The sequence below is a fragment of the Shewanella zhangzhouensis genome, assembly GCF_019457615.1.
GTDB classification, from domain to species: domain Bacteria; phylum Pseudomonadota; class Gammaproteobacteria; order Enterobacterales; family Shewanellaceae; genus Shewanella; species Shewanella zhangzhouensis.
On record NZ_CP080414.1, the window covers coordinates 4392623 to 4407674 of the forward strand.

Below are 15052 nucleotides of genomic sequence, written 5' to 3' on the forward strand. Positions count from 1 at the left end.
CAGAATTGAAGACGCAAACAAACCACCTTAACGCTGATATTTAACGGCCAGTTGCGCAATGCAATATAAAATCTTAACTATCAATAGTTTCTGATGATAAAAAGCGGGGAAAACCACCATACTGATGTCCAACCTGTTTAGATTTCACCCGCCACGGGTGCAATTTGGCCCGATTTGTGGTTATCTTGGGCAGCAATGGCCTGCAGGCACCCCTTTGAAAGGATTGATGATGGAAGGATTATTAATAGGTCTGGTTTTAGTCTTGATAGTGGCCTACCTCTGGTATGTCAGCCTGATCAAGAAGCGCAATACTGCCCGTGAGGCATTGGCGGGTATCGATGTGCAGCTTAAAAAGCGTGCCGATCTGGTCCCCAATATTCTGACCATTGCGCAGAAATTTATGGATCACGAAAAGTCGCTGCTGACCGAGATCACCGCGCTGCGCACTCAACTCACCGCCGGTTACGACAAAAATGATGCCGATGCTGTGCGCCAGCACCTGGCACAGGCCGATGCGCTCAACAGCAAGATGGGTCAGCTGATGGTGACGGTTGAAAACTACCCAGAGCTGAAAAGCGACCAGACCATGGTGCAAGCCATGCAAACCTACAACGAAGTGGAAGCCCACATCAGTGCCGCCCGCCGTTTTTACAACTCGGCCGTGTCGGAACTTAACACCGCAGTGGAAATTTTCCCCGGCTCGCTGATTGCCAGCATGGCATCGGTTAAGGCCATGCCGTTTTTTGAAGCTCAGGAAGCCGACAGGGCACCGGTAAACGCCAGCGACTACCTGAAGTAACCCCATGAACATGCTGTCATTTCTGTTCGGTGCGCCCATCAGGGCGCAGCGGGCAGCCACAGGGCTCAAGGCACACAAAGACGACCTACCCCGTCTGCAGGCCTATTACGATGCCGAAATCGCCCCCCTCAGCCGTAAATTTGAAAACCAACGCATCAGGGCACTGAAGCAAGCACGGCAACGCATCTATCTTGGGCTGGGTGTGTTTCTCGCTCTGCTTATCGCCTGTCTGCCGCTGATAAAACCCGGCGCCCAGTTTGTGCCCTTCAGCTGGATTGCGGCCGTGGGCATCGCCTTTTTAATCTGGCGCTGGGCCAGCTCGCCGATGCGCCAATATACCGGGGCGGTGCAAAGCGAAATTTACCCGCGGATTTTCCGGTTTTTCGGCCCTGACTTTGTGTTTGCCAAAGGGCAGGACATGGGGCTCCGTATGTTTAAAGAGGCAAAAATTTTGCCCTCTTATGACAAGGCGCGTTTCGATGACTGTGTGCTTGGTAGCTATCTTGGGGTCAGCATCGGCATCAACGAAGTACATTTGCTGCGGGAAGAAAGGGACAAGGATAAAAGCCGTGATGTGACTGTCTTTCGGGGCTTATTTATTTCACTCTCCAGTCACAAAGCCTTCAGAGGCCATACTGTGGCCATTCGCTCTCGGGGATCCCTGACCAACTTTTTCTCTGACAGCCATGGCGGGCTGGAACGGGTGCATCTGGAAGATCCGCAGTTTGAAAAAATGTTCGATGTGTTTTCAACGGATCAGATTGAAGCAAGGGTGCTGTTAACCACCGCCTTTATGGAACGACTCATGGCGCTGGCGCAGTTTTTCTCCAGCCGGATCCAATGTGCATTCCACCGCGACCGCCTGCTTATCACCATAGAGAGCAGCCAAAATCGCTTCGAGCAGTCGTCGATTTTCAGCGCCGCCACCTTTGAAGACGAATTCGGCCGGATCCACGGCGAAATGAAGCAACTCTTTGCTATCATAGAATTACTTAAGCTTAACGAGTACACAGGTCTCTAATGTCATTTCGCTGGTCGCTGTTTTCCCTGCTTTTATTTGTTCTCACCGGCACCAGCGCCGGTGCTTCTGATACATCGTCATCCAGCGCCGAGAAACCCCGCATTACCGCGCGCTACTCCGAAAATGGCACCAGCACCCAAACCAAGGTGTATCAGTATGTCCAGCCCAATGGCACAGTGGCATTCAGCGACAAGGCGCCATCCAGCGGCAAGTATGAAATCCTGCTGTTTGACTGTTATGCCTGTAATCCCAAGTCCAAGGTTAATTGGCGTACCATCCGCTTGAACCGCAGCTACGAGAAAGACATTTTACTGGCTGCCAAAACCTACTCGCTGGAGCCGGCGCTGATAAGAGCGGTGATCCATGCCGAGTCCAACTTTAATCCCAAGGCGATTTCCCGCACCGGCGCCGTGGGCTTGATGCAACTGATGCCGGGAACGGCCAAGGATATGGGCGTGCGTAACTCTTTCCTGCCCCAGGACAATATCCTGGGTGGCAGTCGTTACCTGTCGCTGATGCTGGACCGATTCCAGGGTGATTTAAATCATGCACTTGCCGCCTACAATGCCGGTCCGACCCGGGTTGAGGAATACAGTGGTATACCCCCTTATCCCGAGACCAAGGCCTACATAGAGCGGGTCAATATCCTCCTGCAGCGCTATCGCAATTTGCGCACTTAACAGGCCGGGCCTAGGGACATAAAGCCTTCAGTACTTTCCCACCCAAGACCCGCGGCCAATAAAAAACGGGCAAAATGCCCGTTTTTTATTGGAGTCGACGACAAGCTGTTACTCGCCCACTTCCCACTCGACCTTGACATAGCCGCCATCCACATTCAGCACCGGCTGCAAATAGTCCAGCATCTCTGTGGCTATGGTATCCAGTTGCCAGGGTGGGTTAATCACCCAAAGGCCCGCTGCCGTCATGCCGAACTCGTCTGAGTCGGGCTTGATGCCCTGCTCAATCCGAAGCTGCCTGCGAATGCCGCTGTCTTTCAGCTTTGAGAGCATGGCTTCGGTTTGCGCCCGGTTTACCACCGGATACCAAAGCATATATACCCCGGTGGCAAACTTGCGATGGGCCTTGATGATGGCATCGGCCACGGCCTCGTAGTCGGTCTTGATTTCAAAACTCGGGTCTACCAACACTACACCACGACGCTCCAGCGGCGGCACGCTGGCCAGCAGACCGCTTAAGCCATCCCACTTACTGACCTGTACCTGACGGGCACCTTCAAAGTATTCATTCAGGAGTTCAAAGTCGGTACCGTGCAGCTCGTGCAATACCATGCGGTCGTTTTCCCGAAGGTGCATATCCACAAACGCTGGCGAACCCGGATACCAGGTCAAATCTTCGGTGGGATTCTCGTTGCCTTCATTGAAGTGGCGCACTGCCTCAACATAGTGTTTGAGCGACGCAGGCAAATCGGTTTTATCCCACAGGCGGGCGATACCCTCTTTGTATTCGCCGGTCTTTTGGGCGAATTCATCCATCAGACTATAGCCACCCGCCCCGGAATGGGTGTCTATGTACACAAAAGGCTTATCCTTTTTCTGCATTAAATCGATAACTTGCAGCAAAATGGCGTGCTTGAGCACATCCGCATAGTTGCCGGCATGAAAGCCATGGCGATAACTCAACATAGGGGATCCCGGGATCTGTACTGGGTTGAAAACTGCCAACATTATAACTGCTTGCCAAGCCACTGTATGCTTTTGTTCCGGCGCGCCCGGGTTGGCGTTATACTGCCGCGAGTTTCATTACAGGACATCCAGCCTTGTTTCCCATCCAGATAGCGCCAAACGATCCACGTCTTACACAAATTTGTGCCCGTTGGGACCTGATGCCCAATGACGATGCCGAATTTTCCCTGCTGTTTGAGGAAGACGTACTCACGCTGAAAAAGCGTGACGAACCCAAGCTCGGCGGCATCATGGTGGACTTTGTGTCTGGCGCCGTTGCCCACAGACGCAAGTTCGGTGGCGGCCGTGGCCAGGCCATTGCCAAGGCAGTGGGCCTAAAGGCCGGGGCAACGCCAACTGTGGTGGACGGCACCGCGGGCCTTGGGCGGGATGCTTTTGTGCTGGCGAGTCTTGGCTGCCGGGTACTACTGATAGAACGCCATCCAGTGGTAGCGGCCTTGCTTGAAGACGGCCTGCGCCGTGCTTATCTCGATGGTGAAATTGGACCCTGGATGCAGCAGCGAATGCAACTGGTGCATGGCTCCAGTCTTGAAGCACTGGACAATCTCGAAGACAAACCCGACGTGGTGTACCTGGACCCCATGTATCCACACAGGGAAAAATCCGCACTGGTGAAAAAGGAGATGCGGGTATTCCAGTCGCTGGTTGGTGCCGACACAGATGCCGATGGTCTGCTTGCTCCGGCGCTGAGGCTGGCGCAAAAACGGGTGGTGGTAAAGCGGCCCGACTATGCCGAAGATCTCGATGGCATCAAACCCAGCACCCGCATCGAGACCAAGAAAAACCGCTTCGACGTGTATGTCAAAGCGGCCATGGGCTGATTGGCTCAGTTAGCAGGCCGTTTAAAGCGCTGCCACAGACTGGGTAACAGTGAAGACACTATCATTCCGGCCATCAGCATGTACTGGGTGTGGCTGTATTGCTCACCAATCAGCAGCACACCCAGGGCAATACCCGTGATGGGGTTGGCAATGCCACCAAAGGTAAAGTCGACAATACTCATCCGCTGCATCAAAAACACATACAGACCATAAGCAAGCACAGTGTTGAAGAGCACAATCCAGGCGATGCCGGCAAACTCTCGGCCACTGATACCATCTGCCACAGCCACAAATCCACTTGGTGCAATTAGCCACTGACCGATACTGACCAACGCCAACAGGGCGCCACCCAGAATCAATTGCCACACCAGCACATCCCACCAATGTAGCCTGCCACTCAGGGTTTGAGTCATACGACTACCCAAAATGATGCAACTTATTGCGGCAAACATGGCGGCAAGTCCTACGGGATTCAGTGTCAAGCTGGCGGGGTTAAAGAGCATTAATCCCAAAACCAACAACAAGACGCCAGCCAATATCTGTGGCCCTGTAGGCTTATGCTTTAGCACCAGAAACTGGAAGATCATCGCAAACAGGGGAACGGACACCATGCCCACACCCGAGATAGCCGATGGCAAGGTATGGGCCATGACAAAAATCAAACTGAAGAAGAGTGCTATGTTCACAGCCCCTAATTTCAGCAGCGCCAACCCATGATCACGGACGGGAAACTTAGGGCGAAAACACCAGAGAATTACCCCCGCTGGCAGAGCGCGAATTGCCCCCAAAAGCAGGGGCGGCCAGTCGGGTAAAGTGTATTGCGTCACCCCATAAGTGGTTCCCCACAGGGCCGCAGTCAATAGGGCTAAAATTATATTCATACAAAGTATCTTTATATTGAGATTGTTTTCAGGCTAACGCAGAAAAAACTTTTCGTAAAGTATCTTTATGCTAAGATACTTTTATACTAATGAAAGTATGAGATTTTATATGGACGCCGTAGATAAAATTTTGGCGCAGTGGGCAAAAGAGAAACCCGACATGGATACCCTTTCCATGGGTGTCATGGGTCGTCTGGCAAGACTCACCAAACATCTGGAGCAGGAAATCGCGCTTTGCCATAAGGCCTATGGTCTCAAACCCGGCGAGTTTGATGTACTCGCCACCCTGAGACGAAGCGGTGCTCCCTATCGGCTCACACCGTCGGATTTGCTGTCTGCCATGATGCTCACATCCGGTGCCATGACCAACCGACTCGACCGCTTGGAAGCGAAGGGGTTTATTGCCCGGGAGCACTGCCAGAAAGACAGACGCAGTGTCGAAGTTTGTCTGACTCCCAAGGGAATTTCAACCCTGGCGCAGGTACTCTCGCGTCATGTCGAGACGCAAAATCGGGTACTGTCCAAGTTGAGCCGGGATGAGCAACTGCTCCTCAGCCGGCTATTGAAAGATTGGCTTGCTCATTTTGAGTAAGTGTCGTTGGGATCCACATTCACGGCTCAGACTATCAGCGGTATCCGGAACTGTTCGTTACTTTATTGCGCTTAGGCGCTCATGACCTGACTTACAAGCAGAGGTGTTAAGTGTAACCTTTGAGTCTTTTCTTTTATTTAAGCCGCTGGCACCGACCCAGTATCCGGCTTAGTCCCCCAAAGAGATCAGCACACCTTCCGCCCCCTTACCACCGGGCTGGCATCCGTGAACCACGGACAAAACCGCGCGGATACCTCCTCTGGCATATTGGCAAAAACACCTCAAAAAGCGATAGGTGGAGATGTGCTGCACATCGCACCACAGATAAAAATCTCTCATCTGTTAAGCTTTGACTTCTTCTTTACATCTGGGTTGCTCAGGCAAAAATGGCGCCAGACCAGGCGTGAAATAGCATGAGGCCCTGCATAGTCCGAAGGCTCATTCAATCGCTGCACTGGGACTTGAGCTTGGGCCTGAGTGGTCAAAGGCCAATAGAGACACTGACACGGGCACGGTAGGCCAGTCCGAAATTTACGGAAGTTTCACGCTAACCCCATCGTCCCAACCTCGCAGAACGATACCAAATAAAGCATCCATCAAATCATCAAAGAAAGTAATGTGAATTAAAAACAACGCTTTAATTATCAATTAATGATTAAATAGATGAAATAAATTACCCTGTAAACAATATAAATCATTGGGAAGTCATCTAACGCCTACCCATTGCATCAGATGGAACTACAGCACTTAACAGACAGCAAATCACCGAATCGAAGGAGTTATCAGGTCGATTGTCAGTTTTTATTTGGGTAGTGGAACACGTGCTCACGATGTCTGGAATGCAACAAACGGAAGTCGCGGATTGAAGGCCTCGCTCCGCAGGCACCTCAGGAACACCTTATATGACCCAACGATAATAGATGAAAATAAATCACCAGAGATGCGGGGTAATGCCATCCAAACCTGCCGGAATAAACCAAACAGGAATGGCCGCAAAAACAGACTCAGGAGAGTTTCACTCCGTACTTTTTGAAGTACCAAAAGATGGCTGGCAGCTCGAGTACAAAGTAGCTGACCAAAGTAAACCAGAACCAATTCACCTCAGTAAAAAGCAAATTAAAGGCTGCACCTGTACCCCAGTATTTCATCCCCACTGTCAGCAGGGCCAACCCGGAGGCGCCCAGGTCGCAGATGGAAATACGTTGAAAATCGCTGCCTGCAACCCTGGGATATACCAAGCCGTAAGCCAACACTATGATCGCCAGATTCAGTAATACAACTGCCAACTCGGGCGTAAAACCGCTCATACCACACTCCACCAACTGCTTATGGGTCCATCATACTCCCCGGCATGGTGATAAAGCCACGTCATACGCCAATAGAACGGATTAAGGACTGCCGCTGACTTCCAATGCCTGACGACGGTAGGACTCAATTAACCCTTCACGGGTCATGCTTCCCAACACCTTTTCCAGGGGTTTGGCCAAGGCAGCATTCTTGGGGTGCAGTATGGGGTAGCCGTAAACTTTTTCCAGCACCCCCGCCATTTTCAGATTCGCGTGGGGGAAGGCGCCGCTGGCGAGCAGCGACATCACGTCGACCTCCATATCCACGTACACATCGGTTCTGCCGGCGAGTAATTTTCGAATCCCGGTCTCCCAGTCATTGGCGATGGAAAGATTTTCCGGCTTGATGAGAGGCACGAGGCGAGTCTCAGCCAATACAGAGCCACGGCGGTATTCCACTCTTAAATCGTACAGGGCCAGATCTTCCCACTGTTGCAGGACCAAGTCCTCCCTGGTGGTTAACGCTGCCACATTGCTCCATGCCACCGCCACAGGCACCAAAATCAGGTTGGGATGCAGCACGATAAAGTCTTGGGTTCGGGCGAGATCGCCATCGACAGCACCCTGTGCCAACAGAAGTTCGCCTCGCTTATCCGGATATATACGGACTTCGTATTCCTTGCCCAGTCGCTTAAAGGCTTCGTCATACACCAGTTGCAACCATTTATAGCCGCTGTTGTTTTCATCCCTGGCATTAATAAACACCAGTGGAGCCTCTTCGCCCCTGACACCAAAACACAGGCTGATAAGCACGAGCAAGATTCCATAAAACTCGCGAATTTTTGCCACTGTTAACCCCTTGGTATTCCTTACTCTCGAGTGGTTGGCTGCGCCATCTTGGGCAGGGCCTCAAGCCTGTTCTCAGTATAGGACGCCTTATCGCAGCGCTGCGGCAAACTTCCTCCTCTTTTAACCTGATTTGTGCCTGCACAATTAACCCAAGACTAATGGGGCAAAAAAGCCGATAATTGCGCTAATTTTTAGGCGGTCTTGCCGCAGGGCAACTTCATTTGCCCGCAACATCTGGAATTATCCCATGGAAATCAAAGTTAATTTTCTCGATAACCTGAGACTCGAAGCCAAATTTGACGACTTCACAGTGGTTGCCGACCAACCTATTCGCTACAAGGGCGATGGCTCCGCCCCCAGTCCGTTCGACTACTTCCTGGCTTCTTCCGCCCTGTGCGCTGCCTATTTCGTTAAGGTGTACTGCGTATCGCGGGATATTCCCACCGAAGGTATCCGCCTGTCGCAAAACAACATCGTTGACCCGGAAAACCGCTATAACCAGCAGTTCAAAATTCAGGTGGAATTGCCAGAGAGCATCAGCGACAAAGACCGCGAAGGCATTCTGCGCTCCATCGACCGCTGCACCGTGAAAAAAGTTGTCCAGACTGGCCCCGAGTTCGTTATCGAAACCGTGGAAAACCTCGACGAAGACGCTCAGGCCATGCTGATGGTGACGCCCGATGCCGACCACAGCACCTTTATTCTGGGTAAGGATCTGCCACTGGAGCAGACCATCGCCAACATGACCACCAAACTGGCTGAGCTGGGGATGAAGATTGAAATCTCCAGCTGGCGCAACCTGGTGCCCAATGTCTGGTCGCTGCACATCCGCGACGCCGCCTCGCCCATGTGTTTTACCAACGGCAAAGGCGCCACCAAAGAAAGCGCCCTGTGTTCGGCACTGGGTGAGTTTATCGAACGCCTCAGCTGCAACTTCTTCTATAACGATCAGTATTTTGGTGAAGAAATTGCCAATGCCGAGTTCGTGCATTATCCCAACGAAAAGTGGTTCCCACTGGAAGAGGACGACTCCCTGCCCGCAGGCCTGCTGGACGAGTATTGCCTGGATATTTACGACAACGATGGCGAGCTTAGCGGTTCACATCTGGTGGACACCAACTCGGGCAACTATGAGCGCGGTATCTGCGCCATTCCCTACACCCGCCACAGCGATGGCGAGACCGTATATTTCCCGTCCAACCTGATTGAAAACCTGTTCCTCAGCAACGGCATGAGCGCAGGCAACAATCTGGCCGAAGCCAAGGTACAGTGTCTGTCGGAAATCTTCGAGCGCGCGGTTAAACGCCAAATTATCGAAGAAGAAATTGCCCTGCCGGACGTGCCTAAAAAGGTGCTGGCCAAGTACCCCAGCATAGTGGCGGGTATCGAAGCGCTGGAGGCCCAGGGCTTCCCGGTGGTGGTAAAAGATGCCTCCCTCGGCGGCCAGTTTCCGGTGATGTGCGTAACCCTGATGAACCCACGCACCGGCGGTGTATTTGCCTCCTTCGGCGCCCACCCAAGCCTGGAAGTGGCGCTGGAGCGCAGCCTCACCGAGCTGCTGCAGGGCCGCAGCTTCGAGGGCCTGAACGATGTGCAAAAGCCGACCTTCAACAGCATGGCGGTGCAGGAGCCGGAGAACTTCGTCGAGCACTTTATCGACTCCACCGGGGTGATCTCCTGGCGCTTCTTCAGTGCCAAACACGACTATGAGTTTGTGGAGTGGGATTTCTCCGGCACCAATGAAGAAGAATCCGCCGCCCTGTTCGGCATTCTCGAAGACCTGGGTCTTGAGGCCTACATCGCTGAATTCACTGCCCTTGGCAGCGCCTGCCGCATTCTGGTACCCGGCTACTCAGAGGTGTATCCGGTGACCGACCTGATTTGGGACAACACCAATAAGGCATTGGATTTCCGTGAAGATATCCTCAACCTGCACCGCCTGAGTGACGATGAGCTTGCCGATTTGGTTGAGCGCTTAGAAGAGAGCGAGCTGGATAACTACACCGACATCATCACCCTGATTGGTATCGAGTTCGATGAAAACACCGTCTGGGGTCAGCTGACCATTCTCGAGCTCAAGCTGCTGTGCTACCTGGCGCTGGGCGAGCTTGAAGCGGCCCAGGAACTGACCGAAACCTTCCTGCAGTACAACGACAACACCGTAAAACGCGGCCTCTTCTATCAGGCCATGTCGGCAGTACTGGAAATCAGCCTGGATGATGAGCTCGTGCTGGAAGACTACCGCCATAACCTCACCCGCATGTTCGGCGAAGAGACCATGGATGCGGTCATCGGCTCGGTGGAAGGTTCAGTGCGTTTCTATGGCCTCACCCCAACCAGCACAAAACTGGAAGGACTGGATCGCCATCAGCGTTTGATTGAAAGCTACAAGAAGCTGCACGCCGCCCGCGCCAAACTGGCCGGATTGTAATTCGCAGTTCTGCGTTACTGACGCAGAACCGGACATCAAAAAGCCAACCCCTTGGGTTGGCTTTTTTGTTGGCAAGGAAACTGACGTCAGGCGGTGAGGTAGGCGCCAAGCAACTCGCGGATATCGGTTGGAATAGCCACGCTTTTTTCGGTCTGGTAGTCGTAATGCACCAGGGTGGTTTTGGCTTCGGCGGTCATCTTGCCGGCCTGAAAACTCTGCTGCAGCACTTCAAAACTGGAGTTACCGATGCGGGAGATGCGGGAAACCACCTCAACCGGCTTGCCGTAATAGGTGGGCGCCGTAAAAGCGATGGTGAACCCGGCCACAATCAGGTTCCAGTGGTTCAGGTCCAATTCGGGGTTGAAGATGGCAAAAATCGGCTCGCGGGCGGCCTCAAACCAGACGGGGATCACCGTGTTATTGATATGGCCCAAACCATCGGTTTCGTTGAATCTGGGCTGAATACTGAGGTCAAACTGTGCCATAGGTTACTGTTCCTGTTGGATTTTGATTCTAATAGGCGCCAACAGTATATCAGGCTCTCAAGACCATGACAGAAAATAACAGGCCGCCAGAAGGCGGCCTGTTATCTCATTGGGTTCAGTTGCCGTACATGGCACTGATTTCCCGCTGATACTTGTGATAAATCACCTTGCGCCTCAGCTTCAGCGTAGGGGTAATCAGCCCCGACTCCGTAGTGAAGGCATCTGGCAGCAGGGTGAACTTTTTAATTTGCTCAAAGCCTGCCAGACCTTCCTGCATCAGCTTAAGCCGCGCTTCAAAGTGCTCCAGCACATGGCTGTGACGAATAAGCTCCAGTGGCGATTCGTACTTCAGCCCTTTCTCCCTGGCCCAGGCTTCGAGCGCCTCATAGGCCGGCACAATCAGCGCCGTCACATAGTTGCGGGCATCGGCAATCACCGCCACCTGCTCGATAAAGGGGCAACGACCCACAACACCTTCCACCCGCTGCGGTGCGATGTATTTGCCGTTACTGGTCTTCATCAGCTCCTTGATACGATCGGTAATAAAGAGGTTACCGGCCTCATCCAGTCGCCCGGCATCACCGGTTTTAAACCAGCCATCGTCAAAGGCGCTGGCGGTATCTTCGGTGCGCTTGTAATAGCCGGTCATCACGGTATCGCCACGGACCAGAATTTCATCGTTTTCACCGATGCGGATTTCCACCTCGGGCAAACACTGACCGTTGGATCCGGGCACCCGGTTATCCAGGGTATTACAGGTTACCGTGGCCGTGGTTTCGGTGAGACCATAACCACAGAGCACGGGCACATTGACCGCATTGAAAAAGGCGCCCACATCGGTGTTAAGCGCCGCACCGCCACAGGGCATAAATTTGAGTCTGCCACCCAGCACGTCACGGATCTTGCTGCCCACCAGTTTGTCAGCCAATCTGGCCTGCAGGGATAACAACAAGCCACCTTTGGCGCGGCCCTGAGCCACTTCAAAGCGGCGCCCACCCACTGACATGGCCCAGGCAAACAGGGCCTTGCGGGATGCCGGCGCCCGGGACAACTTGTCCTGCACCGCACTGTAGACTTTTTCAAGGAAGCGGGGCACGACGCAAAGGGTGTGAGGACGCACCGCCGCTATGGCTTCTTTTACGCGATTGGTGTCGGTCAGGTACACATTGCAGCCGCCGCGGCCAAGCACATAAAAACTCCATGCGCGTTCGAATATATGGCTCAGTGGCAAGAACGCCAGCGACACATCACCTTCAGTAAAGGCCAGGCGTTTGTCGTGCTGGCGAATGGTGGAAGCTATGGCTCTGTGGGGCAACATCACGCCCTTGGGCTCCCCCGTGGTGCCCGAGGTGTAGATAAGTGTCAGCAAGTCATCCAGATTGGCCTGCGCCAGGCGGGTTCCCAACTCCTTGGCCGCTTCGCCATCGGGTGCAGACATCAAAAGCTGGCTCAGGTGGAAGTCACTACCGTGGACCAGGGTCACAGCGTCATCAAACACCACTATCGACTTGAGCTGTGGGCACAGGGCACGCAGCTCGCAGGCAAGCCCGTAGCGCTCGGCGTTGTCCACAAACAGCCAACTGGCTTCGGCATCATTGAGTATGTAAGCCGCCTGCTCGAGGGTACTGGTGGGATAGATGGGCACGACCACGGCGCGAGCCTTGAGTGCGGCCACATCGGCAACCGTCCACTGTGGACAGTTGTTCGACATAATACCCACCCTGGCCTGCACGTCCAACCCACCGGCAATCAATTGCATCGCCAGACTGTCACTGCTGTGATCGAAGGTCTTGCGGCTGACAGCATCCCAGGGAGCGGCCTTTTCGAAGCCTTTCAGGGCGATGGCATCGGGATTTTGTTGAGTCTTGGCTTTGAGCAGCCTGACCAGATGAAATTGCTCGAGTGACATGAGTTACCTGCCTGATAAACCGGGGACCTTGCAGCCACTTTGGCTTACAACTGTTCCTCTTTTTGGCGGCATTCTAGCCCAAGGCACACACAAAGGTAAGAGTTATTACTCTAAAATTGTCGAAAGAGTGAGCGCCACCCATGGAGTTTATGGGTGGCACAGTCGTGGGTTAAGGAGGATTATGCCCTTGGCAGACGTCCTGCGGTGGCCCGCATCAAAAGCAGGCTAATCACCACAAGTCCTGCATTCACTGCCAGCCACAGCCCGCTATCTATCTCACCTTTGAGGCTGAATCGAATGGCAACATCCACGGTCACCAGAGGTAAAATCATCAGTAACATCAGTGCTGTAGTATGCAAACTGTTACGACAGAATACCCCAAGAGCCATTATCAGCGCCGCCCCCCAGACGGTGGCCAGAATGGTGAGCAGCCACAGCCAAACGGGTAAGGCAAACAGGCCAATCGCCACGGCAGCGGTCAGCGCCATGCTAAGCGCTGTCAGCAGTAAAAAACGCAGCTGAGCGCGATAATAGCGCTGACAAAAATCATCCCAGCCCGAAAACAGCGGCAGCATCAGCAGGCCATCCACAGAATGCCAGCGCATGGTGCGGGTCCAGTGGGCCATGGCGCTCATCATCACCGAAAACTGTACCCACAGGTGCAAAAAGCTGGTGTCGCTGCCCTTTATTTTCAGCAGCACACTGACAAGCAGTGCCATCACAGGGATTAACAGCAAAAAAGCGTTAATGGCCGGGCCACCGAAATAACTGAAGGGGAACAACCAGGCATCCACGGCCCGGGTTGGTTGCAACCATCGCCAGCTTGGCAGGAAAAAACCACCGGTGGTCATACCGTTACAGTAAATACTCACAGCGCCACGCTGCCATAGGGTATGCCACAGCCTGGCATCCAGCCATATCCAGGCCAACAACGCCAGTGGCAGGGCCAGGGAGTTAATAATGGGCGCCAACGCCAGCAGGGGTTTAAACAGCACTATGGCAAAAAAGGCCACCATGGACAGATAAAAGTTGCCGGGTCGGCGACTGCAAAGCCATAAAAAGCCAGCGCCAAGCAGTAGCGCCAGACCACCGTAGCCAAGGGGCACATCCAGCCATACCCAGCTGGCCAGGATGATAGCCACACTGGCACCTATCAGCGCCAATGACTGTTGGCGTACCATGGCCTTAAAACCGGGGTTAATCAGGCTCCATTCGGCGGCGTGCAGGCGGTTCCACTGCCAGGCGATAGCGCTGGAAAAGCCGATGATGGCAAAGCTCAACATAAAGCCCGCCTCGTCGATTTTGCCAAGCACCAAGGCCATGGGCACAAACACCACAGCAAACAGGGCTCCCATACCAATAAAGCTGGCGCTGCCAACGTCTTTACACCAGAGCGACCAAAAGCTTGTCAGGGCTCTCATGGGTGCAGCTCCATAAAGAGCTGCTCCAGATTCACAGTGTCCACGCCCAGCAGCCCGGGGAAGGATTCACCGCTGAAGCCATCCACCAGCACCCGGTTACCCTGTCGCCCAAGCACCCGATAAGCGCCCGGCAACTGGCTGCCTTCGGCCAGGGTCAGCAAGCGTACCGATTCACGCACCGCGTCCAGCTCACCCATAATAAGCAACTGGCCGTCTTTGAGCAGCGCTACATGACTGGCGACCCGCTCCAGATCTGAGGTGATATGGGATGAGAAAATGACCGCCGACCCCGACTCCAGCGCCAGCTCAAACAGGTCGCCCATAAAGCGGCGACGGGCAGATGGATCAAGGCTCGCCACCGGTTCATCGAGGACCAGCAGGCTTGGACGGTAGGCCATGGCCATGATGATGGCGAGCGACTGGCGCTGCCCCACGCTGAGGCGATTTACCTGCGCCTTGGGGTCAAGACCGAAGCGTTTCATCCAGCTCTGCTCAAGCTTTGGGTCCCAGTCGGGGTAAAAACTGGCATGCAGCGACAAGGCCCGCTCAACACTGAAGCCTTCGTAGCCATAGTGTTGCTGCGGCACATAACCGATGCGGGCCTTAGCGCTGGCCGAGAGCGTCGCAGGCGCTTGTCCAAGGGTGCTGATTTCGCCTTCATCGGCGTCCATCAGGCCAAGGATACAGCGCATCAAGGTAGATTTACCGGCGCCATTTTCCCCCAGCAGCCCCACCACCATGCCGCTTTCCAGGGTGAGATCCACGCCATTTAATGCCGTCTTGTCACCGAAGCGTTTTTTCAGTCCCCGGATTTCAAGCAGCGGGCCATCGTTCATCAGTTCCATGTCCATCCT

14 protein-coding genes are annotated in these 15052 nt (G+C 53.8%); 6 read left to right on the forward strand and 8 right to left on the reverse strand.

What is annotated here, in order from left to right; all coding sequences use genetic code 11:
- The first annotated feature begins 229 nt into the window (after positions 1-229).
- From K0H63_RS19435 to K0H63_RS19445, 3 genes are read left to right on the forward strand one after another with little or no spacing between them, the layout of a single operon-like run.
- Positions 230-799, forward strand: coding sequence for a LemA family protein (locus K0H63_RS19435; RefSeq protein WP_220066111.1), 570 nt, complete (start codon positions 230-232; stop codon positions 797-799).
- 4 nt (positions 800-803) lie between these two features.
- Entirely contained in the window at positions 804-1820 is a 1017-nt protein-coding gene (locus K0H63_RS19440; RefSeq protein ID WP_220066112.1) for a DUF3137 domain-containing protein, read from the forward strand.
- Positions 1820-2500, forward strand: coding sequence for a lytic transglycosylase domain-containing protein (locus K0H63_RS19445; protein ID WP_220066113.1), 681 nt, complete (start codon positions 1820-1822; stop codon positions 2498-2500). The genes K0H63_RS19440 and K0H63_RS19445 overlap by 1 nt, the downstream gene beginning before the upstream one ends.
- A gap of 108 nt (positions 2501-2608) precedes the next feature.
- Here the strand turns inward: K0H63_RS19445 and K0H63_RS19450 are convergent, their stop codons facing one another.
- A complete protein-coding gene (locus K0H63_RS19450; protein ID WP_220066114.1) occupies positions 2609-3463 on the reverse strand; it encodes a 23S rRNA (adenine(2030)-N(6))-methyltransferase RlmJ in 855 nt (284 codons plus the stop codon).
- Between the two features lie 134 nt (positions 3464-3597).
- Here K0H63_RS19450 and K0H63_RS19455 point away from each other — a divergent pair, with 134 nt between their 5' ends.
- Positions 3598-4344, forward strand: a complete 747-nt coding sequence (locus K0H63_RS19455; RefSeq protein ID WP_220066115.1) for a class I SAM-dependent methyltransferase — start codon at positions 3598-3600, stop codon at positions 4342-4344.
- Positions 4345-4349: 5 nt separating this feature from the next.
- Here the strand turns inward: K0H63_RS19455 and K0H63_RS19460 are convergent, their stop codons facing one another.
- The gene (locus K0H63_RS19460; protein WP_220066116.1) at positions 4350-5225 is read right to left on the reverse strand and encodes a DMT family transporter; all 876 of its coding nucleotides are present in this window, start codon (positions 5223-5225) and stop codon (positions 4350-4352) included.
- Between the two features lie 109 nt (positions 5226-5334).
- Between K0H63_RS19460 and K0H63_RS19465 the strand changes: the two genes are divergently transcribed.
- Positions 5335-5817 carry a MarR family winged helix-turn-helix transcriptional regulator gene (locus K0H63_RS19465; RefSeq protein ID WP_220066117.1) on the forward strand — a complete coding sequence of 161 codons (483 nt, stop codon included), beginning with the start codon at positions 5335-5337 and terminating at the stop codon, positions 5815-5817.
- Between the two features lie 1004 nt (positions 5818-6821).
- Here the strand turns inward: K0H63_RS19465 and K0H63_RS19470 are convergent.
- Entirely contained in the window at positions 6822-7124 is a 303-nt protein-coding gene (locus K0H63_RS19470) for a hypothetical protein (protein WP_220066118.1), read from the reverse strand.
- 81 nt (positions 7125-7205) lie between these two features.
- Positions 7206-7952 (reverse strand): transporter substrate-binding domain-containing protein, encoded by a 747-nt coding sequence (locus tag K0H63_RS19475; RefSeq protein WP_220066119.1) that lies wholly within the window; start codon positions 7950-7952, stop codon positions 7206-7208.
- A gap of 247 nt (positions 7953-8199) precedes the next feature.
- Here K0H63_RS19475 and K0H63_RS19480 point away from each other — a divergent pair, with 247 nt between their 5' ends.
- Positions 8200-10383 carry an OsmC domain/YcaO domain-containing protein gene (locus tag K0H63_RS19480; protein ID WP_220066120.1) on the forward strand — a complete coding sequence of 728 codons (2184 nt, stop codon included), beginning with the start codon at positions 8200-8202 and terminating at the stop codon, positions 10381-10383.
- Between the two features lie 86 nt (positions 10384-10469).
- Here the strand turns inward: K0H63_RS19480 and K0H63_RS19485 are convergent, their stop codons facing one another.
- From K0H63_RS19485 to K0H63_RS19500, 4 genes are all read right to left on the reverse strand, one after another.
- A complete protein-coding gene (locus tag K0H63_RS19485; protein ID WP_220066121.1) occupies positions 10470-10868 on the reverse strand; it encodes an acyl-CoA thioesterase in 399 nt (132 codons plus the stop codon).
- Positions 10869-10983: 115 nt separating this feature from the next.
- Positions 10984-12777, reverse strand: coding sequence for an AMP-dependent synthetase/ligase (locus K0H63_RS19490; protein WP_220066122.1), 1794 nt, complete (start codon positions 12775-12777; stop codon positions 10984-10986).
- Positions 12778-12956: 179 nt separating this feature from the next.
- Positions 12957-14198, reverse strand: a complete 1242-nt coding sequence (locus K0H63_RS19495) for a hypothetical protein (protein ID WP_220066123.1) — start codon at positions 14196-14198, stop codon at positions 12957-12959.
- Positions 14195-15049, reverse strand: a complete 855-nt coding sequence (locus K0H63_RS19500; protein ID WP_220066124.1) for an ABC transporter ATP-binding protein — start codon at positions 15047-15049, stop codon at positions 14195-14197. Before K0H63_RS19500 ends, K0H63_RS19495 begins: the two co-directional genes overlap by 4 nt.
- Between the last annotated feature and the right edge of the window lie 3 nt (positions 15050-15052).